The sequence below is a fragment of the Ruegeria sp. genome, from assembly GCF_965221235.1.
In the GTDB taxonomy this organism is placed as follows: domain Bacteria; phylum Pseudomonadota; class Alphaproteobacteria; order Rhodobacterales; family Rhodobacteraceae; genus Ruegeria.
Window position 1 is genome coordinate 1,677,185 of record NZ_CBDCRS010000004.1, and the last position, 23,461, is coordinate 1,700,645.

21 protein-coding genes are annotated in these 23,461 nt (G+C 59.1%); 13 read left to right on the forward strand and 8 right to left on the reverse strand.

Going from position 1 to position 23,461, the window contains the following annotated elements:
- The first annotated feature begins 32 nt into the window (after positions 1 to 32).
- Both ACOQOY_RS11450 and ACOQOY_RS11455 read left to right on the forward strand, forming a co-directional pair.
- A complete protein-coding gene (locus ACOQOY_RS11450; protein WP_420585545.1) occupies positions 33 to 2,288 on the forward strand; it encodes an NADP-dependent malic enzyme in 2,256 nt (751 codons plus the stop codon).
- 3 nt (positions 2,289 to 2,291) lie between these two features.
- Complete coding sequence (locus tag ACOQOY_RS11455; protein ID WP_420585546.1) at positions 2,292 to 3,161, forward strand: ribokinase; 870 nt, start codon at positions 2,292 to 2,294, stop codon at positions 3,159 to 3,161.
- On the opposite strand, the gene msrA is transcribed toward ACOQOY_RS11455, so the two are convergent.
- The 3 genes from msrA to ACOQOY_RS11470 all read right to left on the reverse strand — a co-directional run bounded on the left by msrA (position 3,158) and on the right by ACOQOY_RS11470 (position 5,571).
- Complete coding sequence (gene msrA / locus ACOQOY_RS11460) at positions 3,158 to 3,829, reverse strand: peptide-methionine (S)-S-oxide reductase MsrA (protein WP_420585547.1); 672 nt, start codon at positions 3,827 to 3,829, stop codon at positions 3,158 to 3,160. The genes ACOQOY_RS11455 and msrA overlap by 4 nt on opposite strands.
- Before the next feature lie 96 nt (positions 3,830 to 3,925).
- Positions 3,926 to 4,207, reverse strand: a complete 282-nt coding sequence (locus ACOQOY_RS11465) for an SCP2 sterol-binding domain-containing protein (RefSeq protein WP_420585548.1) — start codon at positions 4,205 to 4,207, stop codon at positions 3,926 to 3,928.
- Positions 4,208 to 4,344: 137 nt separating this feature from the next.
- Positions 4,345 to 5,571: an argininosuccinate synthase gene (locus ACOQOY_RS11470; RefSeq protein WP_420585549.1), complete on the reverse strand. Its 1,227-nt coding sequence runs from the start codon at positions 5,569 to 5,571 to the stop codon at positions 4,345 to 4,347.
- Between the two features lie 139 nt (positions 5,572 to 5,710).
- On the opposite strand from ACOQOY_RS11470, the gene ACOQOY_RS11475 reads away from it, so the two are divergent.
- Positions 5,711 to 6,478 carry a hypothetical protein gene (locus tag ACOQOY_RS11475; protein WP_420585550.1) on the forward strand — a complete coding sequence of 256 codons (768 nt, stop codon included), beginning with the start codon at positions 5,711 to 5,713 and terminating at the stop codon, positions 6,476 to 6,478.
- 58 nt (positions 6,479 to 6,536) lie between these two features.
- The gene (gene ilvA / locus ACOQOY_RS11480; protein ID WP_420585551.1) at positions 6,537 to 7,763 is read left to right on the forward strand and encodes a threonine ammonia-lyase IlvA; all 1,227 of its coding nucleotides are present in this window, start codon (positions 6,537 to 6,539) and stop codon (positions 7,761 to 7,763) included.
- Here ilvA and ACOQOY_RS11485 read toward each other — a convergent pair.
- Positions 7,760 to 8,089 carry an Hpt domain-containing protein gene (locus ACOQOY_RS11485; protein WP_420585552.1) on the reverse strand — a complete coding sequence of 110 codons (330 nt, stop codon included), beginning with the start codon at positions 8,087 to 8,089 and terminating at the stop codon, positions 7,760 to 7,762. The two genes, ilvA and ACOQOY_RS11485, sit on opposite strands and share 4 nt — an antisense overlap.
- Before the next feature lie 156 nt (positions 8,090 to 8,245).
- Here ACOQOY_RS11485 and ACOQOY_RS11490 point away from each other — a divergent pair, with 156 nt between their 5' ends.
- A complete protein-coding gene (locus ACOQOY_RS11490; RefSeq protein ID WP_420585553.1) occupies positions 8,246 to 9,517 on the forward strand; it encodes a PP2C family protein-serine/threonine phosphatase in 1,272 nt (423 codons plus the stop codon).
- Here the strand turns inward: ACOQOY_RS11490 and ACOQOY_RS11495 are convergent.
- Entirely contained in the window at positions 9,514 to 9,960 is a 447-nt protein-coding gene (locus ACOQOY_RS11495; protein ID WP_420585554.1) for an NUDIX hydrolase, read from the reverse strand. The genes ACOQOY_RS11490 and ACOQOY_RS11495 overlap by 4 nt on opposite strands.
- A gap of 76 nt (positions 9,961 to 10,036) precedes the next feature.
- Here ACOQOY_RS11495 and ACOQOY_RS11500 point away from each other — a divergent pair, with 76 nt between their 5' ends.
- From ACOQOY_RS11500 to ACOQOY_RS11535, 8 genes are all read left to right on the forward strand, one after another.
- Positions 10,037 to 11,014, forward strand: coding sequence for an Hsp33 family molecular chaperone HslO (locus ACOQOY_RS11500; RefSeq protein WP_420585555.1), 978 nt, complete (start codon positions 10,037 to 10,039; stop codon positions 11,012 to 11,014).
- Positions 10,998 to 11,603, forward strand: a complete 606-nt coding sequence (locus ACOQOY_RS11505; protein WP_420585556.1) for a CoA pyrophosphatase — start codon at positions 10,998 to 11,000, stop codon at positions 11,601 to 11,603. The genes ACOQOY_RS11500 and ACOQOY_RS11505 overlap by 17 nt, the downstream gene beginning before the upstream one ends.
- Positions 11,600 to 12,754: a CCA tRNA nucleotidyltransferase gene (locus tag ACOQOY_RS11510; RefSeq protein ID WP_420585557.1), complete on the forward strand. Its 1,155-nt coding sequence runs from the start codon at positions 11,600 to 11,602 to the stop codon at positions 12,752 to 12,754. Before ACOQOY_RS11505 ends, ACOQOY_RS11510 begins: the two co-directional genes overlap by 4 nt.
- A gap of 191 nt (positions 12,755 to 12,945) precedes the next feature.
- Positions 12,946 to 14,784, forward strand: coding sequence for an ABC transporter ATP-binding protein (locus ACOQOY_RS11515; RefSeq protein WP_420585558.1), 1,839 nt, complete (start codon positions 12,946 to 12,948; stop codon positions 14,782 to 14,784).
- Positions 14,781 to 16,613, forward strand: a complete 1,833-nt coding sequence (locus tag ACOQOY_RS11520) for an ABC transporter ATP-binding protein (protein ID WP_420585559.1) — start codon at positions 14,781 to 14,783, stop codon at positions 16,611 to 16,613. The genes ACOQOY_RS11515 and ACOQOY_RS11520 overlap by 4 nt, the downstream gene beginning before the upstream one ends.
- Before the next feature lie 39 nt (positions 16,614 to 16,652).
- The gene (locus tag ACOQOY_RS11525; protein ID WP_420585560.1) at positions 16,653 to 17,882 is read left to right on the forward strand and encodes a class I SAM-dependent RNA methyltransferase; all 1,230 of its coding nucleotides are present in this window, start codon (positions 16,653 to 16,655) and stop codon (positions 17,880 to 17,882) included.
- Between the two features lie 20 nt (positions 17,883 to 17,902).
- Positions 17,903 to 18,688: an ion transporter gene (locus tag ACOQOY_RS11530; RefSeq protein ID WP_420585561.1), complete on the forward strand. Its 786-nt coding sequence runs from the start codon at positions 17,903 to 17,905 to the stop codon at positions 18,686 to 18,688.
- A gap of 59 nt (positions 18,689 to 18,747) precedes the next feature.
- Positions 18,748 to 19,266, forward strand: coding sequence for a L,D-transpeptidase family protein (locus tag ACOQOY_RS11535; RefSeq protein ID WP_420585562.1), 519 nt, complete (start codon positions 18,748 to 18,750; stop codon positions 19,264 to 19,266).
- Here the strand turns inward: ACOQOY_RS11535 and ACOQOY_RS11540 are convergent.
- The 3 genes from ACOQOY_RS11540 to ACOQOY_RS11550 are packed head-to-tail and all read right to left on the reverse strand — an operon-like array spanning position 19,250 to position 23,385.
- A complete protein-coding gene (locus ACOQOY_RS11540; protein ID WP_420585563.1) occupies positions 19,250 to 20,695 on the reverse strand; it encodes a nodulation protein NodH in 1,446 nt (481 codons plus the stop codon). The two genes, ACOQOY_RS11535 and ACOQOY_RS11540, sit on opposite strands and share 17 nt — an antisense overlap.
- A 6-nt stretch (positions 20,696 to 20,701) precedes the next feature.
- Positions 20,702 to 22,402, reverse strand: a complete 1,701-nt coding sequence (locus tag ACOQOY_RS11545; protein WP_420585564.1) for a beta-1,6-N-acetylglucosaminyltransferase — start codon at positions 22,400 to 22,402, stop codon at positions 20,702 to 20,704.
- Complete coding sequence (locus tag ACOQOY_RS11550) at positions 22,399 to 23,385, reverse strand: glycosyltransferase family 2 protein (RefSeq protein ID WP_420585565.1); 987 nt, start codon at positions 23,383 to 23,385, stop codon at positions 22,399 to 22,401. Before ACOQOY_RS11550 ends, ACOQOY_RS11545 begins: the two co-directional genes overlap by 4 nt.
- Positions 23,386 to 23,461: the final 76 nt, after the last annotated feature.

The window sequence follows — 23,461 nt, forward strand, 5'->3', positions numbered from 1 at the left end:
TAAGTCCCGAAGTCATGGAAACGACCGTTAAGATGCCCAAAGCGAAGATCACCAAAGAAGAGGCGCTGGCCTTTCACCTGGACCCGACCCCCGGCAAGTGGGAGGTGCAGGCCACCGTTCCCATGACCACGCAGCGCGATCTGTCGCTGGCTTACAGCCCCGGTGTGGCCGTGCCTTGCGAAGCCATCGCCGAAGCCCCTGAGACGGCCTATGACTATACCAACAAGGGCAATCTGGTGGCCGTGATCTCGAACGGGACAGCGGTTCTGGGTCTTGGCAATCTGGGCGCTCTGGGATCAAAACCGGTGATGGAGGGGAAATCGGTCCTGTTCAAACGGTTCGCCGATGTGAACTCGATCGATATCGAGCTGGACACCGAAGACCCGGACGAATTCTGCCGCGCGGTGCGTCTGATGGGGCCGACCTTTGGTGGCATCAATCTGGAAGATATCAAAGCGCCTGAGTGTTTCATCATCGAACAGCGCCTGAAGGAAGAGATGGATATCCCGGTCTTCCACGATGACCAGCACGGGACTGCGGTGATCTGCGCGGCAGGTCTGCTGAATGCGCTGCGCATCTCGGGCAAGAAGATCGAGGATGTGAAGATCGTTCTGAACGGTGCCGGTGCTGCGGGGATTGCCTGTATCGAATTGCTCAAGGCGATGGGTGCGAAGCACGAGAACTGTATCGTCTGTGACACCAAGGGCGTGATCTATCAGGGCCGGACCGAGGGCATGAACCAGTGGAAATCGGCCCACGCGATCACCACCGATCTGCGCACGCTGGAAGACGCCATGAAGGGGGCTGACGTATTTCTGGGCGTGTCGGTCAAAGGGGCCGTGACGCAGGATATGGTTGCCAGCATGGCTGACAACCCGGTGATTTTTGCCATGGCGAACCCGGACCCCGAGATCACTCCGGAAGAGGCGCATGAGGTCCGCGTCGATGCCATCGTTGCCACCGGGCGCAGCGACTATCCGAACCAGGTGAACAACGTGTTGGGCTTCCCCTACCTGTTCCGGGGTGCGCTGGATATTCACGCCCGTGCCATCAACGACGAGATGAAGATTGCCTGCGCCCATGCGCTGGCCAATCTAGCGCGTGAGGATGTGCCGGATGAGGTCGCCATGGCCTATGGTAAATCACTGACCTTTGGGCGCGATTACATCATCCCGACGCCGTTTGATCCGCGTCTGATCCACCGTATCCCGCCTGCCGTTGCCAAGGCCGGCATGGATACCGGCGCGGCGCGGCGTCCGATCATTGACATGGAAGCTTATGAGCTGAGCCTGAAATCCCGCATGGATCCGACTGCCAGCATCCTGCGCGGGCTCAACGCCCGTGCCCGTCAGGCGCAAAGCCGGATGATCTTTGCCGAGGGTGATGACCCTCGCGTCTTGCGCGCCGCTGTGACCTATCAGCGCTCGGGCTTTGGCAAGGCGCTGGTTGTGGGCCGTCCGGATGACGTCAAGCGCAAACTGGAAGAGGCCGGTCTGGGCGATGCTGTGCGCGAGATCGAGGTGGTCAATGCCGCCAATACAGCGCATCTCGAAACCTATTCGAATTTCCTTTACGAGCGTCTGCAACGCAAAGGGTTTGACCGAAAGGATATCCACCGTCTGGCCGCCCGTGACCGGCATGTGTTCTCATCCCTGATGCTGGCGCATGGACATGGCGACGGTCTGGTGACAGGGGCCACGCGCAAATCGGCGCATGTGCTGGACCGGATCAACCATGTGTTCGACGCGGATGCGACCCATGGAGCGGCGGGTGTAACAGCCTTGTTGCACAAGGGTCGGATCGTGCTGATCGGGGATACGCTGGTGCATGAATGGCCGGATGAGAACGATCTGGCCAATATCGCCGAACGCTCGGCCGCTGTAGCACGACATATGGGGCTTGAGCCACGTGTCGCTTTCGTCAGCTTCTCGACCTTCGGCTATCCGGTGTCGGAACGGGCCGAGAAGATGCACCTTGCCCCCGCAGTGCTGGATCAGCGCGGCGTCGATTTCGAATACGAAGGCGAGATGACCGTTGACGTGGCCCTGAACGTGGATCAACAGGCCAGCTATCCGTTCCAACGTTTGACCGGACCGGCCAACATCCTGATCGTTCCGGCGCGGCACTCGGCGTCGATTTCGACCAAGCTGATGCAGGAAATGGGCGGAGCCACCGTGATTGGCCCAATCCTGTCGGGCATCGACAAGCCGATCCAGATTTGCTCGACCGTGTCGACGGCAAATGACATCCTGAACATGGCCATTCTGGCCTCGTGCGATATTGGATAAGCCATGACGATCTGGAACCTCGGCTCGATCAATGCGGACATGATCTATGACGTGCCGCATTTGCCCGGGCCGGGGGAAACCCTGTCGGCCAACCGGTTGGATCGCTTTTTGGGCGGCAAGGGGGCAAATATGTCCGTCGCAGCCGCTCGGGCGGGCGCTCGGGTTGCTCATATCGGGGCGCTCGGGTCGGATGGGCGCTGGGCCATGGATCGGCTGACCGAATACGGCATCGACACCCGCCATATTGCCGAGGTCGCGCAACCCACAGGCCACGCGATTATCGCGGTGGATGCGCAGGGTGAAAACAACATCATCCTGTTTCAGGGCGCAAACCACGCAATCTCAGCAGATCAGCTGGGGCAGGCGTTGTCCTCTGCTGCTCAAGGTGATCTGCTGGTGATGCAGAACGAAACCAATCTTCAGGTTGAGGCCGCGCGTATGGGTCGCGAGCTGGGTTTGACCGTCTGCTACGCCGCCGCGCCGTTTCAGGCCGATGCGGTGCAGGCCGTGCTGCCCTATCTGGATTTCCTGATCCTAAATGAGGTCGAGGCCGACCAGCTGCGCAGCGCGACCGGCCAATCCGTAACGGATCTGGAGGTTGAGCATGTCATTGTCACGCTGGGGTCAAAAGGCGCGCGCTATTTCCATCGCGGCGCAACGTCCGAGTTTGCGGCCCATAAGGTGCAGGCCGTGGACACCACCGGAGCGGGTGACACCTTCACCGGCTACGTTCTGGCGGGGATGGATCGCGGCATGCCGATGGCGCAGGCCATCGCACAGGCAAATCGTGCCGCGGCCCTGATGGTCACGCGGCACGGTACTGCGGATGTTATCCCCGACCTCAAAGAGGTGCGCGAGGCGCGGTTCGATTAAGACCCTGCAAAAGGTGCATCGCTGCCCCACAGTTGCTTGACCCGAGCATCGCGCCCGCAAGCTTTGCGGTACGCCTTGTAGGCGCTGTGCTGGCGTTTTGGGCCAAAGCGGGTGAAGACCAGCTTGTTCCCTTTGTAGTAATCCTGATGATACGCCTCGGCCGGGTAAAATGCGCCTTCTTGCAGGATCGGGGTCACAACCCGCTGTCCCAACGCGTTCTGAGCATTGGTCTTGGCCTGCTCAGCCAGCGCTTTTTCCCCTGCATCAGAGACAAAAATCGCCGTCCGATAACTGTCGCCCCGGTCACAGAACTGACCGCCCGCATCCGTCGGATCGACCGAGCGGAAGAACATGTTCAGCAGCGTTTCACGGGAAACGCGGGCCGGGTCAAAGGTGATCTGAACCGCCTCGTAATGGCCGGTGCCACCCTTGGTGACCTGATCATAGGTTGGGTTTGCCGCAGCGCCGCCGGTAAAACCCGATACCGCCTCGATCACACCGGGTACGGATTCAAAATCGGATTCGACACACCAGAAACAGCCCCCCGCGACTGTCAGCGTTTCGGTCCCCGCAGCCGGAGCAGGTGCTGCACGCAACAGGGCGGCCAGAGCCATCAGCATGAACAGAAGCGTTGGTTTGAGAAAGTCGAGATAAGCGGTCCGGGTCATGGCAAGTCTCCTTCTGAGATCAGGCTGCCCCGAGTTTTCCGCCAACGCAATCGGCTGACATGGTTTGTCACGCGGTGGTGAGACGAGTTTATCGCCTCAGCCCAGCAACTGCCCCAATTTCATCGCCACGCCCATGTTGCCCGAGACCTTGAGTTTGCCCAGTGCCACGCCGGTCATCGGGTTCAGCTTGCCGGTCAGCAGTTTGGTCAGGTTCTCACGCGAGATACGGATGGTGCAATCGGTGTCCTGGTCCTGTGTGGTGGCCTGATTATCTGCCAGAACGATAACGCCATCCGCGCCGCAATCGAATTTGAGCGACCCGTCAAAGTTTTTACCGTTCAGGCCCTTTTGAATTCCGTCGGCGATCTCTTGCAGCATGTTATGTCCTTTCAAGTCTGACACATGGGTTAAAGATATGCCTCGACATCCGGCAAGCATGACGCTGGGTCGTTTGAGCAAAAGAAAACCCCGGCGCCGTTTCCGGGGCCGGGGTTCCGCATTCGAACCGAAATGCGTTACTTGGACAGGCGCTTATCCCGCGCCGCCAGCAGTTTCAGCCGCAGCGCGTTCAGCTGGATAAAGCCTGCCGCATCTGTCTGATCATACGCGCCAGCGTCTTCCTCAAAGGTCACATGCGCCTCGGAATACAGCGAATGATCCGACCAGCGGCCCACGGTCGAGGCCAGACCTTTGTACAGTTTCACGCGGACGGTACCGGTGACATGTTCCTGAGATTTGTCGATGGCTGCTTGCAGCATCTCACGCTCGGGCGAGTACCAGAAGCCGTTATAGATCAGCTCGGCATATTGCGGCATCAGCTGGTCTTTCAGGTGCATCGCGCCACGGTCCATTGTGATGGATTCGATGCCACGGTGTGCTTCCAGCAGGATGGTGCCGCCCGGTGTTTCATAGATACCGCGCGATTTCATGCCAACGAAACGGCCTTCGACCAGATCGAGACGGCCAATGCCGTGCTTGCCGCCATATTCGTTCAGCTTGGTCAGGATGGTGGCCGGGCTCATCGCCTCGCCATTGATGCTGACCGGGTCGCCTTTTTCAAAACCGATCTCGATGAACTCGGGCTCATTTGGCGCATCCTCGGGGTGGACGGTGCGCTGATAGACGTAGTCGGGCGCCATATCGGCGGGGTCTTCCAGAACCTTACCTTCCGACGAGGTGTGCAGCAGGTTAGCATCGACCGAGAACGGAGCCTCACCGCGTTTGTCCTTGGCAATCGGGATCTGGTTCGCTTCGGCAAATTCCAGCAGCTTGGTGCGGCTGGTCAGATCCCACTCACGCCACGGCGCGATCACCTTGATGTCGGGGTTCAGCGCGTAAGCAGCCAGTTCAAAACGCACCTGATCGTTGCCCTTGCCGGTTGCACCGTGGGCGACGGCATCAGCGCCGGTTTCTTTGGCGATCTCAACCAGACGTTTCGAGATCAGCGGGCGCGCGATCGACGTGCCCAGCAGGTACAGCCCCTCATACTGCGCATTGGCGCGGAACATCGGGAAGACGAAATCGCGGACGAATTCCTCGCGGATATCCTCGATATAGATGTTTTCGGGTTTGATCCCCAGCAGCTCGGCCTTTTGGCGGGCGGGCTCCAGCTCTTCCCCCTGACCCAGATCGGCGGTGAAGGTGACAACCTCACAGCCATACTCGGTCTGCAACCATTTCAGAATGATTGAGGTATCAAGGCCACCGGAATAGGCCAGAACAACTTTCTTGGGCGCGGACATCTGACTTCCCCTTATGCGTAGAACGCTTGGCCCCTAACGGGTTTTGAACGCGGGGGCAAGCTGTGTGGATTGACGCAGGGCGGGAATTGCGGTGAAACGGGCGGACAGAGAACAACAATTGGTTGAGAGGGCAGAATTTATGCTGGGGTTAGAGATTTTCGTACACTCGGTGAAGATGGTTTTGAGGAACCTCAAGCAGGCCATTCAGGTCTCGCTTGTCCCCGCGTTGATCGGCGGCGTACTGATCACCGGCCTGTTCTTTCTCTTTGATATTCCGCTGGACGCACTCGACAACGCCGAAGCTGGACTGCCCGAAGACGTATCGGCTGGCGCGGCTCTCGGATTCCTGTTGGGATTGTTAGCTGTCTTGTTTGGTACGGTTTTCTGGATTGTCGTGTCATGGCACCGATTTGTTCTGCTCGAAGAGTACCCGACTGGTTTCGTACCCCCGTTCAGATTTGACCGGATACTTGCCTATTTCGGGCGCGTCCTGTTGCTGGGCCTATTGTGCGGCATCGCATTTGTACCGTGCACTTTTGTCGTCGGAGCTGTTTCAGTTGCGTCGGTGCCAGTCAGTGTCGCGCTGATGGTCGTTCTGTTTATTCTGATCATTGTCCTGTTCTACCGATTGTCGCCGATCCTGCCGGCCGCCGCCATCGGGAAGCCGCTAAGCTTCTCTGAGGCATGGTCTGCGACCTCGGGCGCCAGCGGTGCGATCCTTTTGCTGATTATCGTAACTTCGCTGTTCCAGCTCCTGATGCAGTTCGTCGGTGGGTTGTTGTTGTTTATCCCTGTGATCGGGCCGCTGGTCCTGATTTTCGTAGCAATGCTGGTGCTGCCTCTGATCAACGTCAGTATTTTGACCACCATGTACGGCGTTTTCGTCGAGAAACGCGAACTCTCCTGACTTGCGTACACATATGTATTCCTTGCCCTTTCGGCGGTGATGCGGCACTGAAACGGTCATGAGTGATTTCATGACCCGCGCCCGCGCCGCCGAACAGGCGATGCGTACTGTTTTCCCTGCCACGCCATTGCAGCGGAATGCCCATTTGTCTGACCGGTACGGGGCAGATATCTGGCTGAAACGCGAAGACCTCAGCCCGGTGCGGTCGTATAAGATTCGCGGTGCGTTCAACGCCATGCGCAAGCAACAGGGGCAAGACCTGTTCGTCTGTGCCAGCGCGGGCAATCACGCGCAGGGCGTGGCCTATATGTGCAAGCATCTGGACGTGCGCGGTGTGATCTTCATGCCGGTGACCACGCCGCAGCAGAAAATCCAGAAGACGCGTATCTTTGGCGGCGACAATATCGAGATTCATCTGACCGGCGACTATTTCGATGACACTCTGGCCGCCGCGCAGGCGTGGTGCGCGCAGCAGGGTGGGCATTTCCTGTCGCCCTTCGACGATGAAGATGTGATCGAAGGTCAGGCCTCATTGGCTGTTGAGATTGAGGCACAGCTGGGTGGATTGCCCGATCACGTCATCCTGCCGGTGGGCGGGGGTGGCATGTCCTCGGGCGTGGCAACGTGGTTCGGGGATCGGACCCATTGCCTGTTTGTTGAGCCGAAAGGCGGGGCCTGTCTGCATGCAGCGATGGCGGCAGGGCATCCGGTGGCGCTGGATCATATCGACAACTTTGTCGACGGTGCGGCAGTCGGTAAGATCGGCGCGAAACCTTTTGAGTTGCTGAAAACCCGGCACCTGTCAGACGTGCATGTTCTGTCCGAGGATCGCATCTGCACCACCATGATCGAGATGCTGAATGTCGAAGGCATCGTTTTGGAACCGGCTGGTGCGCTGGCGATTGAGGCGCTGGGCGATATTCAAAGCTTTATCCGGGGCAAGACCGTGGTCTGTGTCACATCGGGCGGTAATTTCGATTTCGAACGCCTGCCCGAGGTCAAGGAACGTGCACAGCGCTATTCCGGTGTTAAGAAGTACTTCATCCTGCGCCTGCCGCAGCGTCCGGGTGCTCTGAAGGAGTTCCTGAGCATTCTCGGCCCCGAGGACGACATCGCCCGGTTCGAGTACATGAAGAAGTCGGCGCGCAATTTCGGCTCGGTCCTGATCGGGATCGAAACCCAAAAGCCCGAGAATTTTGCCCGCCTGTTTGCCCATCTGGACGAGGCCGGGTTTACCTATACCGACATCACCGAAGATGAGACGCTGGCGCAGTTCGTGATCTAGGTCAGGTTTGCAGCTTTGTCCGCGATGAACACGGCGCGCGAGTCATCATAAACCTTGAGAATGGCGGGCAGATCGACTTCGCTTGCCTGACCGGCTGCGGCAACACGCTCGCCGTCCTGACAGAGTTTCGAGAACCGGTCAAAGCCAAGGCTCAGCGCGCTGCCTTTGAGGAAATGCATGTTCTGTTCGAACTCGCGCCGGGTAGTGTCCTTGTGCAGGCGTTCGATGGTTTCCTGCACCTCGTCCAGGAATATCTGCACCACCTCGTCAAACTCGCTGGCGCCGACCTCATCCCGTAATTGTCTGACCCTGGCCCAGTCGATCATATCCGGCCTCTCCACACATATCGCGACATGACTTTCCTAAACGCGGGTCGGTAAAGGGCAGGTTAAGCAATCAGAAAAAGCCGCCTTCACGGGATGTTAAACCCGTGCGCGTTAGGGTCGCGGCGTTCCGTAACGGTCACAGTGCAGAGGGTTCAGGTGTCAGAGGGCAGTCAGGCAGAGGCCAGGGCAGAGCTGGATTTTGGTGCCATCCAAAAGGTGCTGGTCGTCGATGACAGCCGCCTGCAACGCCGGATTCTGGTGGCTTCACTGAAAAAGTGGGGATTCGAGGTTCTTGAGGCCGACAGTGGCGACATCGCGATCGAGATGTGCGCCGATGACCCTCCGGATCTGGTGCTCAGCGATTGGGTCATGCCGGGGATGAGCGGTCTTGAGTTCTGCCGGGCGTTCCGGGCGTTGGACAGCGATCAGTACAGCTATTTCATCCTGCTGACCTCAAAAAGCGAAAAGCAGGAGGTGGCGCGGGGTCTGGATGCCGGGGCGGATGACTTTCTGATCAAACCGCTTGAGGCGGATGAACTGCGCGCGCGCATATCCGCCGGGGCGCGCATTCTGGACATGCAGCGCGAGTTGTCCGAGAAAAACCGCATGATCGAAACTGCGCTTGAGGAACTGCGCGTGGCCCATGACGCCATCGACAAGGACTTGATTCAGGCGCGCAAGATTCAGGAATCACTGGTCCCGGAACTGACCCGAACCTTTGGCAAGTCACGGGTGAGCCTGCTGTTGAAGCCCTGCGGCCATATCGGCGGCGATCTCGTGGGGATGTTCTCGCCCGGCGTCAATCGGCTGGGGTTCTACAGCATTGACGTGTCGGGCCACGGTATCACTTCGGCAATGATGACGGCGCGGTTGGGTGGGTATTTGTCCAGCAACCACTTCGAACAGAACGTGGCGATGGAAAAGCGGTTTGACAAATTCTATGCGTTGCTGCCGCCGGAACAGGTGGCCGAAATGCTGAATTCCCGACTGATGGCGGACGCAGGGGTCGAGGAATACTTTACCATGGTCTATGCAATCGTCGATCTGCGCAACGGGCACCTGAAGATGGTGCAGGCGGGGCATCCGCACCCGCTGGTGCTGCGTGCGGATGGCAGCACCGAGTTTCTGGGCGATGGCGGTCTGCCGATCGGCCTGTTGCCGGATGTCAGCTTTCAGCGCACCGAAACCTATTTGAAACCGGGCGACAAGCTGCTGCTTTATTCGGACGGTTTCACCGAATGTAGTTTGGGCGAAGGCGGGCTATTGGAAGAAGAGGGTTTGCGGAACATGGCGCTTGAATGCGCGCCGGGTCGAAGCGGGCCAGAGTTTCTGGACGATATGTTCTGGCGCCTGACGCAGGCCATGGCACCGGGCAGCGGTATGGATGACGATGTCTCGGCCGTGTTCTTTGAATATAGTGGGTCCTAAAGACCGCTGAGGTGCCGGGCGGCAAAATGCCGGTCGCCCTCATTTCCCAGCATATGTGCGGCGGTTGAAGCCTCTAGCCACACGGCCTCATGAAATTCTTCGCGGGGTGGTCCCATTTGGCGTACGGGGCGGGCACTGAAGATGGTGCAGATTTTCTCGGCCCACAGATCGTATTCGGGCATATAGGTGAAGCGGCGAAACGCGCCGACCCGGCGGGGCGCGGCGATAAGCCAACCGGTTTCCTCGAACACTTCGCGATGCAGCGCGGTGATCGGGGACTCACCGGGGTCGATACCGCCGCCCGGCAATTGCAGTTCGGGGTTCAGCCCATCGTCATACCACGTGACCAACAGCCCCTTGCCCTGCGGCAGCAAGGCATAGACACCCGGTCTGCGTGTATAAATGCGCCCCGTTTCCGGGGTTTCGCCGAACCGCCTGATCATGTATGGCCCCTTACAACCCAATTTCTGCGACCTATATGGTGCCGGTATGCCAACCCGTGGCGTGTAAGGAAACCCCATGTCTCTTGGAACGAAAATCGCGTGGGACGACACCGTCCTGCCCTTTCAACTCGATGTATCGGATATGCGCGGCCGCGTGGCCCGTCTGGATGGCGTGCTGGACGGCATCCTGAAACAGCACGACTATCCGGAAAAGGTCGAGGCCCTGGTGGCCGAGATGGCCTTGCTGACCGCGTTGATCGGTCAGACCGTCTCGTTGCGTTGGAAACTGTCGCTGCAGGTTCAGTCCAAGGGGCCGGTGCGCATGATCGCCACCGACTATTACGCGCCTACGGAAGAGGGTGAGCCGGCTCGTATCCGCGCCTATGCCAGTTTCGACCGGGATCGCCTGACCGACGGCGCACCGTTTGATCAGGTGGGCGAGGGTTATTTCGCGATCATGATCGACCAGGGCGAAGGTACCCAGCCCTATCAGGGGATCACCCCACTGGCAGGTGGGTCCATCAGCGCCTGTGCCGAGGCGTATTTCGCGCAATCCGAACAGCTGCCTACCCGGTTCTCGCTGAGTTTTGGCAAATCGACCGAGCCGGGCGTCGGCGAACACTGGCGCGCGGGTGGCATCATGTTGCAGCACATGCCCAAAGCATCGCCTTTCGTGGCGTCCGGTGAAGGCAGTGGCGAGATTCTGACGGCGGATGATCTTGTGGACGGCGAAGAGGGCGAGAACTGGGGCCGCGTCAATATCCTGCTCGATACCGTCGAGGATCTGGAACTGATCGGCCCGTCCGTGGCACCGACTGATCTGCTGATCCGGCTGTTTCACGAGGAACAGCCGCGGGTTTATGATGCGCAGTCGGTGCAGTTCGGCTGTACCTGTTCCGAGGATCGCGTGCGCCAAAGCCTGTCGATCTACTCGGCCAAGGACATCGAAAAGATGACCACGCCCGAGGGCAAAGTCACCGCCGATTGCCAGTTCTGCGGCGCCCATTACGTGTTGGATCCCGGTTCGGTCGGCTTTGATGCGGACGACGCCTGACCCAACAGAACAACTGCGGGCGGCGCTCAGCCGCCCCGGCCACGGGTCGAGCGATTTCGACCTGAACCCCGAAACTGTCCTGCCAGAGGGTCGCAAGCTGCGTCCGGCAGGGGTGCTGGTGCCGATTTCACTGGTGGATGACGTTCCCCGGCTGATCCTGACGAAACGGTCCTCGGCGTTGAAACATCACCCAGGGCAGATCGCCTTTCCCGGCGGAAAGCAGGACGAGGGTGATGCGAATGTGACCGCCACCGCCCTGCGTGAAGCGCAGGAAGAGATTGGACTGCCGCCCGAGATGCCCGAGATTTTGGGGCATCTGTCAGCCCATGAAACGGTGACGTCCTTTACCGTAACACCCGTGGTGGCGATCCTGCGTGATCCATTTGAATGGCGGCCCGAACCGGGCGAAGTGGACGAAGTGTTTTCGGTTCCGCTTGCACATGTGCTCAACCCTGCGAATTATATCGTTGAATCGCGCCGCTGGCGCAGTCAGAAACGGTATTATTTCACGGTGCCGTTCGGCCCCTATTACATCTGGGGCGCGACGGCCCGAATGTTGCGGGGGTTGGCCGCGCGGGTGAGTGAATGACGCGAATTGATGAGGTCTGGATTTCTGATCCAGCAACCCAAAAAGTTTGCGCCGCTCTGACGGATGCAGGGGCGCAAGCCCTGTTTGTCGGTGGTTGTGTGCGCAACGCGCTGCTGGGCGCTCCGGTCTCGGATATCGACATCGCCACAGATGCGCGCCCCGAGCAGGTAATGGAACTGTCACAGGCCGCGGCGTTGAAGGCGGTTCCAACCGGGATCGACCACGGAACCATTACCGTGGTCAGCGGCGGCATCGCACATGAAATCACAACCTTTCGCCGCGATGTGGAAACCGACGGCCGCCGCGCCGTGGTCGCCTTTTCCGACCGGGTAGAAGAAGACGCCGCGCGACGCGATTTTACTATGAACGCGATCTATGCGCAGCCCGATGGCTCCGTTCTGGACCCGCTGAACGGGTTGCCAGATCTTCAGGCGCGGCATGTGCGCTTTATCGGTACCGCCGCGAACCGCATTCGCGAGGATTACCTGCGCTCACTGCGGTATTTCCGGTTTCACGCCTGGTATGGCGATAGCAAAGCCGGGTTCGACCCGGACGCTCTGGCGGCAATTGCAGAAAATCTTGAGGGTCTCGCCGGGCTGTCCCGCGAACGGGTCGGGGCTGAGATGTTGAAACTGCTGGGTGCTCCTGATCCCGCACCCTCGGTTGCTGCAATGCGTCAGGCGGGGGTTCTGGCGCAGGTTTTGCCGGGGGCTGAGGATCGCGCACTGGCCCCTTTGATCGCGTTGGAGGAACAGGCCGGGGCTGAGCCTGAGCCAATCCGCCGTCTGGCTGCAATTGCACCACCTGAGATCGCCAAAACCCTGCGTCTGAGCAAAGCGCAGTTACAGCGCCTGACCCGGATGCGGGACGAAGCGTCCGGCACCGCCACCGTGGCCGAGCTTGGGTTTCGTTATGGCGAAGAGGGCGGGTTGCACGAAACCCTGCTGCGCTGCGCCTTTCTGGAACAGCCGTGGAGCGAAGACCTTCGGCACGCGCTGCGCGCAGGGGCCGAAGCCGATTTTCCGATAAAAGCCACCGACCTGATCCCCGATTTCACGGGTCCTGCGCTGGGCAAGAAACTGGCCGAGCTTGAGGCCCGCTGGATCAAGTCCGGCTTTGCGCTGACCCGCGAGGATTTGCTGGGCCACTGAGGCGGAGTCTCAAAAGGGGATGACAAATCAAATTCTTTGTGGTTACGTGCGGCTGTCACATGAATGGAGGGATGCGAATGTATTACGGGATCTGGTTCGGCTAAAGCCGGGACACTTTGACCCGTAAGGGTGGTGTTCTGGCGCCATCTTTCTTCGCATGACCTATTTTCTGCTCAATCGGAGCACTCTCCATGTTTCGCTATTTCGAAAACCTTGTTGACCCTTTTGCCGCCTATCAGGAAACCAATGCACCGCCGACGCGGCTGTGGCCGTTCATGCTGGAATACACGCGCCCTTTTTTCCGCGTGTTCATCTGGACCGGGCTGATTTCGGTTCTTGTTGCTGCGGTTGAGGTCGGGCTGATCTACTATATGGGTCGGGTGGTTGATCTGCTGTCCGGTCCTCCGGCTGAGGTCTGGCAGGTCCACGGCACTGAATTGATCTTGGTGGCAGTGTTCGTGTTGTTTCTGCGCCCGATCCTGCATGTGGTTGACGTGATGCTGCTGAACAATGCGATCCTGCCGAATATCGGTACGATCTTCCGCTGGCGCGCGCATAAACACGTGCTTCGACAGTCGGTGGGCTGGTTCGAGAATGATTTCGCGGGCCGCATTGCCAACCGGATCATGCAGACGCCCCCGGCGGCGGGCGAAGCGGTGTTTCAGGTCTTTGACGCGATTTCCTTCTCGCTGGCCTATCTGATCGGTGCGGCGATCCTACTGATGGCCGCAGACCCTCGTTTGCTGTTGCCGCTGCTGATCTGGTTTGCGCTTTATGCGCTGCTGGTGCGGTGGACGGTGGCGCGGGTTGGCCCAGCGTCCAAAGCGGCGTCTGACGCACGCTCAGCAGTGACCGGGCGGGTGGTGGACAGCTATACCAACATCCACTCGGTCAAGATGTTCGCCCATGACACGCAAGAGCTGGACTATGCCCGCGAAGCCATTGAGGAAACGCGTCGCACGTTTCAGATCGAGATGCGGATTTTCACCATCATGGACTCGGTTCTGGTCGCGCTGAACGGCTTGCTGATCGTTGGTGTTGTTGGATGGGCCATTGTGCTGTGGATGCAGGGCAGCGCCTCGGTCGGTGTGGTCGCTGCCGCAACCGCGCTGACCTTGCGGTTGAACGCGATGACCGGATGGATCATGTGGGCGCTCACCAGTTTCTTCCGTCAGCTTGGCGTGGTGGCCGAAGGGATGGAGACGATTGCCCAGCCCATCGACCTGCTGGATGAGGCCGAGGCCAAGCCGTTGCACCTGACCAAGGGCCAGATCGACATTCGTGATCTGTCGCACCATTACGGGCGCAAAACCGGCGGTCTGGATCACATCAACCTGACGATCCATCCCGGCGAAAAGATCGGCCTGATCGGGCGGTCTGGGGCCGGTAAATCGACCCTGGTTAAGCTGCTTTTGCGATTTTATGACGTAGAGCAGGGCGCAATCCTGATTGACGATCAGAACATCGCCGGGGTCACGCAGGATAGTTTGCGCAGTCATATCGGCATGGTTCAGCAGGACAGTGCACTGCTGCATCGCTCGGTGCGTGACAACATCCTTTATGGTCGGCCCGGCGCGTCCGAGGCGCAGATGATTGCCGCCGCCAAACAGGCCGAGGCACATGAGTTCATCCTCGACCTGCAAGATCCGCAAGGGCGCACTGGCTATGACGCTCATGTGGGGGAACGGGGTGTGAAACTGTCCGGCGGTCAGCGGCAGCGGGTGACGCTGGCGCGGGTGATCTTGAAGGACGCACCGATCTTGTTGTTGGACGAGGCGACATCCGCCCTAGATTCCGAGGTCGAAGCGTCAATTCAGGAAACTCTCTACGGCATGATGCAAGGTAAAACCGTGATCGCCATTGCTCACCGGCTGAGCACAATCGCCCAGATGGACCGTATTCTGGTCATGGATGGCGGGCGGATCGTCGAAGAAGGCGCCCATGCTGATCTTTTGGCGCATGGCGGGCTTTACGCCCAGTTCTGGGCGCGGCAATCTGGCGGCTTCCTCAACCCGGAGGCTGCGGAATGAAGCTTGCCGACCTGATCGACCCGTTCAAAAATATCGAAACGCCCCCGCCGCAAACGCTGGGGGCGTTTATTCGCTGGTGTCTGTCGGGTGCCTGGCCGATGATCTTTGTCGCGGCTGTTTTCTCGGCTTCTGCAGGCGCGATGGAGGCCGGAACCGCCTGGATTCTGGGTTTGGTGATTGATCTGGCGACTCAGAGCGGGCCAGAAGGCATTCTGTCTGGCAACAATCTTTGGATGATCCTTGGTGTTGTGGCGTTCTTCATATTGCTGCGCCCTGCGTTGTTTGGCCTATCGGCGTATTCCAACGCCTACGTCGTCATGCCCAATATTCCGCCAATGGTTCTGGCCAAGCTGAACCGTTGGACGTTGGGTCAATCCGTCACTTATTTCGACGACGACTTCGCCGGTCGGATCGCGCAAAAACAGATGCAAACGTCAAACGCGCTGGCCTCGGTCGTGTCGGAAACGATCAGCGCGATTGTCTTTGCATTGGCGTCACTGGTTGGGTCTTTGCTTTTGTTAGGGTCTATTCATCCGTTGGTGATGTTGCCCTTTGCGGCGTGGCTGGTGGTCTATTTCCTGCTGATCCGTTGGTATTTGCCGCGTATCCGCGTGCGATCCGCCGCCCGGGCCGGGGCACGAGCCATGGTGTCGGGGCAGGTGGTCGATACGATCACCAATATCAAAACCGTTAAACTCTTCGCCCATTCCGCGTTCGAGGATCAGGCCGCGCGAAACTCTATGGTCGACCTGCGGGAAAAGATGCTGGCCTTTGGCGCCTTGTCCGCCAGTTTCCGCTTTATCCTGATGGTACTGGCAGGGGTGCTGCCTGTGTTGCTGCTGGGCGCGACGCTGCTGCTGTGGCGGAACGGAGTTGCAACAGCAGGGGATATCGTAGCGGCGGGTGCTGTGTCGATCCGCATCGCACAGATGACCGGCTGGGTCAGTTTCACACTGATGGGGCTATACGCCAATGTGGGTGAGGTCGAAAACGGCATGAAGACGCTGGCCAAGCGTGACCGGGTTGAGGACGCACAGGATGCTACCGCTCTTACTGTCACGGAGGGGCAGATTGATTTCGACCATGTCAGCTTTGCCTATGGCCGCGATGTGGGCGGCGTTTCGGACGTCAATATGACCGTTCATCCCGGTGAGAAGCTGGGCATTGTGGGCGCCTCTGGTGCCGGGAAATCCACCTTGGTTTCTCTGCTACTCAGGCTCTATGATGGGGAAAAAGGCGCAATCCGCATTGATGGACAGGATGTGTCACAAGTGACGCAGGACAGTTTGCGCAGCCGGATCGGCATGGTCACGCAGGAAACCGCGATGTTCAACCGCTCAGCGCGCGAGAACATCCTGTACGGCCGCCCGGATGCCTCAGAGGATGAGATGGTCGCGGCCGCGAAGAAGGCCGAAGCGCATGAGTTCATTCTCGGCTTGCAGGACGCCCATGGCCGCAAGGGCTATGACGCGCATCTGGGCGAGCGAGGGGTGAAACTCAGCGGTGGTCAACGGCAGAGGATCGCGCTGGCCCGGGCTATCCTCAAGGACGCTCCGATTCTGGTGCTGGATGAGGCCACCTCGGCGCTGGATTCTGAGGTCGAGGCTTCGATTCAAACTGCGCTGCATCGCGTGATGCAGGGCAAAACGGTGCTGGCGATTGCGCATCGCCTGTCGACGCTCAGCGAGATGGATCGGATCATCGTGTTGGATCAGGGGCGGATCGTCGAAACCGGCACCCATGACGCGCTGCTCAAGCAGGGCGGGCTTTATGCGCGGTTCTGGCATCGCCAGTCCGGTGGGTTCATTCAGGCCGAAGCCGCCGAATAAGGCTTTTGTTGCGCGCAAAGCCCCGGTATCAGGCCCGGTATGACGCAGCAGTTCACCATAACGCGCCTTGGTCACCAAGGCGACGGCATCGCCGATGGCCCCGTGTATGCGCCGCGCACCCTGCCGGGCGAGGTGGTCAGCGGTACGCTTAACGGTCAGGTGCTGACCGATATCCGGGTCGAAACACCCTCGGACCAGCGCGTCAAAGCGCCGTGCCGCCACTACAAGGCGTGCGGCGGTTGCCAATTGCAGCATGCCGCGGATGATTTTGTGGCTGGTTGGAAGGTTGAAGTGGTGCGCAACGCGCTGGCCGCGCAGGGGCTCGATGCCCCGATGCGGCCCATTCACACCTCATCCGAGCGCTCGCGCCGCCGCGCAACGATCGCTGTGCGCCGCACCAAAAAAGGGATGTTGGCCGGGTTTTATGGCCGGGCGTCCGAAACGATTACCGAGATCCCTGATTGCCATCTTCTGCATCCCGATCTGATTGCCGCGATCCCGGTGGCCGAGGCGCTGGCGCTGCTGGGCGGCAGCCGCAAGGGCGTGCTGGCGGTGACGCTGACCTTGTCAGATGGTGGTCTGGATGTGGCTGTCAAAGGCGGCAAGCCCCTTGATGGGCCGTTGGAGCTGGCTCTGGCGCAAGCGACTGAGAAGCATGGGCTGGCGCGGCTTAGCTGGGATGGTGAGGTAATCGCCATGCGACACCCTCCGGTCCAGCGCTTTGGTGTGGCCGGTGTCGTACCGCCTCCGGGGGCTTTTTTGCAGGCCACAAAAGACGGAGAACAGGCTCTATTACAGGCTGTTTTGCAGGCAACTGAGGGCGCAAAGCGGGTTGTGGATCTGTTTGCCGGCAGCGGAACCTTTTCGCTTCCCCTTGCTGAAAACGCTGAGGTTCATGCGGTGGAAGGCGAAGCAGCGATGACAGAAGCTCTGGATCAGGGGTGGCGTCGGGCGCAAGGTTTGAAGCGTGTGACAACTGAGGCCCGCGACCTGTTCCGCCGCCCATTGATGCCGGATGAGTTGAAACACTTCGATGCAGTAGTCATCGACCCGCCTCGGGCCGGGGCTGAGGCGCAGGTTGTGGAACTGGCGCAGGCACAACGCCGGGTGATTGCCTACGTCTCATGCAACCCTGTGACCTTCGCGCGGGATGCAAAAACGCTGGTTAACGCGGGCTACACCCTTGAATGGGTACAGGTGGTGGACCAATTTCGATGGTCGTCACACACGGAACTTGCCGCGCGGTTTGTATTGGGGTCCGCAAAATGAGCAGACAGGAGAATTTGACCATGGGATTCAATCAGCGACTGCTGGGTATCATTGAAAATCCCACCTTTGGCCGGTTCATCACTGCGGTCATCATCTTCAATGCCATTTTGCTCGGGATGGAAACCTCACCGACCTTGATGGAGGTTGCCGGCCCGCTGATCGTCACGCTGGACAAACTCTGTCTGGCGATCTTTGTGGCAGAAATCACCATGAAGCTGGTGGCGACCGGACGGCGGTTCTTTACCAGTGGCTGGAACGTCTTCGACTTTATCATCGTGGGCATTGCCCTGGTCCCCAGTGCAGGCGGCTTGTCGGTGCTGCGGGCGCTGCGCATTCTGCGGGTTCTGCGCGTCATCTCGGTCGCGCCGCGCCTGCGCCGGGTGGTCGAGGGGTTCATCTCGGCCCTGCCGGGTATGGCCAGTGTGTTCCTGCTGATGGCGATCCTGTTCTATATCGGCGCGGTGATCTCGACCAAGCTGTTCTCGGCGTCCTTCCCGGACTGGTTCGGCGATCTGGGTCTGTCGGCCTACACCCTGTTCCAGATCATGACGCTGGAAAGCTGGTCCATGGGTATCGTGCGTCCGGTGATGGAAGTCTATCCCTACGCCTGGCTGTTCTTTGTTCCGTTCATCATGGTCACCACTTTTGCGGTGGTGAACCTGCTGGTCGGTCTGATCGTGAACTCGATGCAGGATGCGCACCATGCCGAGGATGAGGTGAAAACCGACGCCTATCGTGATGAGGTACTGGAACGGTTGGAAAGCATTGAACGCCGCCTGACCGAGCAGCAGAACAGCAAAAAGTGATTTCAGTTTTTCGGGATTCTGGCATAATGCTGAAAAAAAAGAGCAGCAGGCAGTGAAACATGGATCGTCGAGCATTTGGATTGGGTGCCGTAGCAACGCTGAGCCTTTCGGCTTGCGCTTCGGCCAGCCCGCGGTTTCTGAACTATGATGGCCCCGAGGTGACCTCTTTGGTCATCAACAAGGGCGCGCGGAAGATGTATCTTCTGCACAACGAACATATCCTCAAGGAATATAAGGTCGATCTGGGTTTTGCGCCGACCGGCACCAAGACCAAACGGGGCGATGGCCGTACGCCCGAGGGCACCTATCTGATCGACCGCCGCAATCCCAACAGCCGGTATCACCTGTCGCTGGGGATTTCCTATCCGAACTCAAGTGACATCGCGCAGGCCAAGGCAGCTGGTGTTGATCCGGGTGGCGACATCTTCATTCACGGGCAGCCGAAGCGGCGGTCGGAATTGAAGCGCGCCAAGAAGACGCCGGATTGGACCGCGGGCTGCATCGCCGTCAAGAATGACGAGATGGAAGAGATCTATGCGATGGTGAACCGGGGTACGGTCATCACTCTTCGCCCGTAAGGGGCACCCAGTCTCTGAACCCGAATTGCAAATAATCGCGCTGGTAAGCCTCGGCTGCCAGCGTTTCCAGTTTTGCGTCATAGATTTCGGCCAGCGAAAACGGCATGTCCGAAGCGCTGATGCCGGGTGTGGGCGGAGTGGTATGACCCATGCGCCGCGCCAGATCGGGCAGGGCCGTGGCGATCTCATCCTCGCGCAGGATCAGATCGGGCATCGCGAATGAGGACATCCCGTCCAACACCTGCGACTGGCTGCCCCAAACCCCATCCACGCGCACCGGCGTCTGCCCCGCAAGGTTCTGGCGCAGGAAGATCAGAAAGGCGGCAAGTGCCTCATGATGCTGGTCGACCGAGTAGTTCCCGTCGCGCAGCTGTCCGGGAATCGGAAGCTTGAACCGGTTGCGCAACATATTGCGGATCTTCAGATAAGCCCCCGGTTCGGTGCTTAGAATATAAGAACAAAAGGCTGTATGCGCCCGCGCCAGAGGGTGCCTCAACACGGTGAATTTCCGGTGGCCGGGATGGGCCTGCAACCACCGCCGCATCTGCTTGCGGTTTTGGTTGGTGATCAGCTCATCCGTCTGGACCAAATCCAGATCGGCCAGCCATTGCGTGACAGGCCACTCAATCCCGCTGCGTATCGGCAAATAGATCAGTGACGTGTTCGGCGCGGCGACATAGTTGCCCACCGCCGGGCCGCGTCTGGGTTCAAAATTCGGCGTGCGGTGCAGATTGAAACTGTCGATCCGGCTGAGCGCCTGTTCAGTGTCTTCGGGGTTCGTCACTTTAGACAGCGCCGGTTCGGGGTTTTGCGGCTTGAGCGTGTCGTCTATCGCGGACAACCGACCTGAAACCCCCAGCCATGCCGCCAATCCGTTCAGCACCTCAAGATCGGTCAGATCGTCATAGGCGATGTAAAACCCAGTCTGCCCGGTCTTTTGCAGATGGTGCAGCAGCAAGTGCTGGAAATCCTGTTGCTGATCCAGATATTTTTCAAATTCCTGCGCCTCGAATTCCACCTGCGCCTCGCGGCGGCGCTTGATGTTCTTCAACTGCCATTGCTTGGTTTCGCGCGCGATTTTCAATGAGATATAGCTATCCAGCGGATTGCGCGTCAGAATGATCTTGGCGCAGCGGGGGTCGGACAAAGCCGGCTCTAACACGCGCGGATCATGCCCATTGAAAAAGCGAAACCCATTCAGCTTTCCGGGGGCCGAGGTGATCGCACGGACCAGCGCCATGGGGTCCTTGTCGCGATCCTCGAGCGTGATGCCCAGCAGGTCGTCTGATTTCAGCCGCCCGATGAAATGCGGGTTAAACGCCTCGCCATAACTGGTGACACCGTCCAGCGCGTTCAGATTGGCCTCGAGCAGGTTCGAGCCGGTGCGCATGGCCGCGAGAACGATGAAATAGTCGAACTTGGACGCCATGGCAGATTATTGCACCAGATATGGTTTTCTAAATGGCCGCATTTGCGCGCCAAATACGTCATCCACCGGGAAATCACCCATCAAGTAGGGGTGCATACCCTGGTTCTTGAGGTTTTGCAGAAATTGCCCAAAGCCGGTCAGGTCCACCATCTTGGGCGCTTCGGTCAGATGACTTGCGTTTTTGGTGCCAATCTCTTCGATCACGGCTTGCAATGCTTCCATCGGGGATTCCACGAAATCCGCCAGCGACCACGTCCGCGCCCGCGCTTTGGTCCAGACTGAACGCAGAACTTCAAGCTGTTTGGTTTCGATCTGTTGCAGGCGGGCCGCCTCGTTGCGGATATCTGCAAAGTTCCTGTTCGATTGGAACAGCGGAATCGCCCAGGCCCCGGTGATGATTGAGATTTGCGCGTTTTTGTCCCGCGCCAGAAACCAGTTGATGTTTTGCGTGTCCGCGGGGCCGAACTGAAAACATTGTCGTTCGCCCCGCGTGTTCCATATCAGGTTCGAGACAAAGGCCGTGGGATTGTAATCCCGCAGCACCGCGCAATCGCTGAGCGCGCCGTTAATAATGGTCTCGCCCCCGGCGAACTCGGCACGGTCGGGGCCGAACAGATGGCCATGCACTCGTGTGCCCGTTGTTTCGGCCAGCCAGGGCTGGAAATCTTCGAACAGTTCGGTGAATCCCTGAAATACGGAATACGGAAAACAGGTCAGTCCGTTTTCGCTGCCGTGGCGGGGAAAGCGGCTTTGCATATACAGGCCATCGCGGCCACGGGTTCGACGCTCGACCGCTTTGGCAAACACCCTGTCAATCTTGCCCGGGTTGGGTTCTGCGGGTTTCACGGCACATTTCTGATCGGTCAGAAAGCTCTGATACAGCCGATCAGCGCGAGGCCAGATTTTACGAGCGACAAAACAATCCGACCGGCGCAGCAATTGCAGGTGATCGTCATAAAAGATATGCGGCCGCCCCTGATAGTCGAACTTGGACAGGGTCAGAGACCGGCTTTCGATATGGGTCGAATACAGCCGTGCCAGCGTTTGGAAATAGCTTTCATCCGGAATCCAGACATGGCGGAAATACCGGTCATACACCTGTCGCTTAGGGTCTTGCAGGATGGCCGACAGAGTCTGCCGTGTCAGACACCACCACTGGCTGCCCATATGGGGCATCAAACCTTCGGGGATTTTGCGGCGCAGGCCCAGCCGGCGCTGAAGTTTGACATAGGTGTCGAACAACCTGCGCTGTCGACGCCAGGAGAACGGAAACCGCAGGGTGAACCGTTCCTGATCCAGGCCACCAATGGTCCAGCTGACATCGGCGGTTGTGGCGCTTTCGATGAAATCAACCCGGGGGCGGTCGGCCAGATACTCGATCAGTTCGCTGACCGGGCGCAGCGGCAGGCAGGCACCGGATGAGAGGTAGACATGATGCACATCCTCAAATGCCTCAAGCATCAGTTGGGACGCGGATTGTGAGGCCGCAACGATCCCCCAACCACCCCATTCACATGTGTGACGTTCGCAAAACCGGATCAGCGGGTCATCCGCACAGGCAGCAGAGAACGCGGTAAAATCCTTGTCGGACACTTTACGATCGACATGGATCACCACTGGGCAACCTGCTGCTGTCCAGTGCCGTGCCACCTGCTCGGCCCGATGCAGGGCCGTGTGTACCAGCATCACAACGCCCAGACGGTTCATGCCCAGTCCCCTTTTGACATGAGGCCCAGAATCTCAAGCTGCCGCCAGTTGATGTACTTTTCGGACCAGTCGCAATGAAAGACCGGCTTGCTCGCAAGATGATCCGCATAGGCGCGGTATTCGGATGAGGCGCGGAAATGCTGGCCGCGCTGCAATTCTTCCCGCGCTTTATCGCCCAGCGTGTCGATCAGTTTGGCGTGCAAAAGCGCACCGCTGATCTTTTCGCCGCCCCATTCGTCATAGACCTGATTCAGCCCCCGCGGCAGCAGCGAATGGGTCGAGCTGACATAGACATAGCGACGGCTCCATTTCACCAGCGGGATCTTGTTGAGGGCCGGGGCCTTGGAGGGCCTGTCCCTGAAAAACACCCGCGCACGGGGGCCGCCCTGTATCCACAGGTTGTGGTAATCGGGGTTCTTACTGATCACGTAATTCCCGGAATCAAACCAGTTCGCGATTTCAAACGGGTTCTGACCTTCGCGATAGGGGTGTTCGTCGACCGGACCCCTTGGATACATATCAATCAGCATCGTGCCGAAACTGCGGACAGAACAACTGTCCAGCCAGTCCGTCAATGCCTGCACAGGGCGGGTGTCGCAGAAAGGATAGATAAAGAACTCATCTGGATCGACGCTCAGGACCCAATGGCCGTCAGCGTATTTCCGCAGCAGATAGTTCGACCAATCCAGCCCGAAGGACGCGCGTTTGTAACTGCTATCGGCCCGCCAGAGCGATACGTCCGGCTGCGCGGCCAGATAGTCCCGGCTGCCGTCATCGCTGTTGTTGTCGACAATCATAAAATGGTCGACGCCCAGTTTGCGGTAGTATTCCAGAAAATAGGGCAGGCGGATTTTCTCGTTCCGCATGACGCTCATCAACAGGATGTCGTCAGGCCGGATATCCGCGGTTCGGTTGGCAACCGGTTTCAGCTCGCGTCTTTTGCGCAGGCAGCGCACGAGGCGACGCCTGCGCCGTAATCTCATGCGGTATGACTCCAGCAGGCTCACGCGTCTGCTCAACCTTTATTATCTGGGCGCGTCTACCCGGGGATTGGTGAGT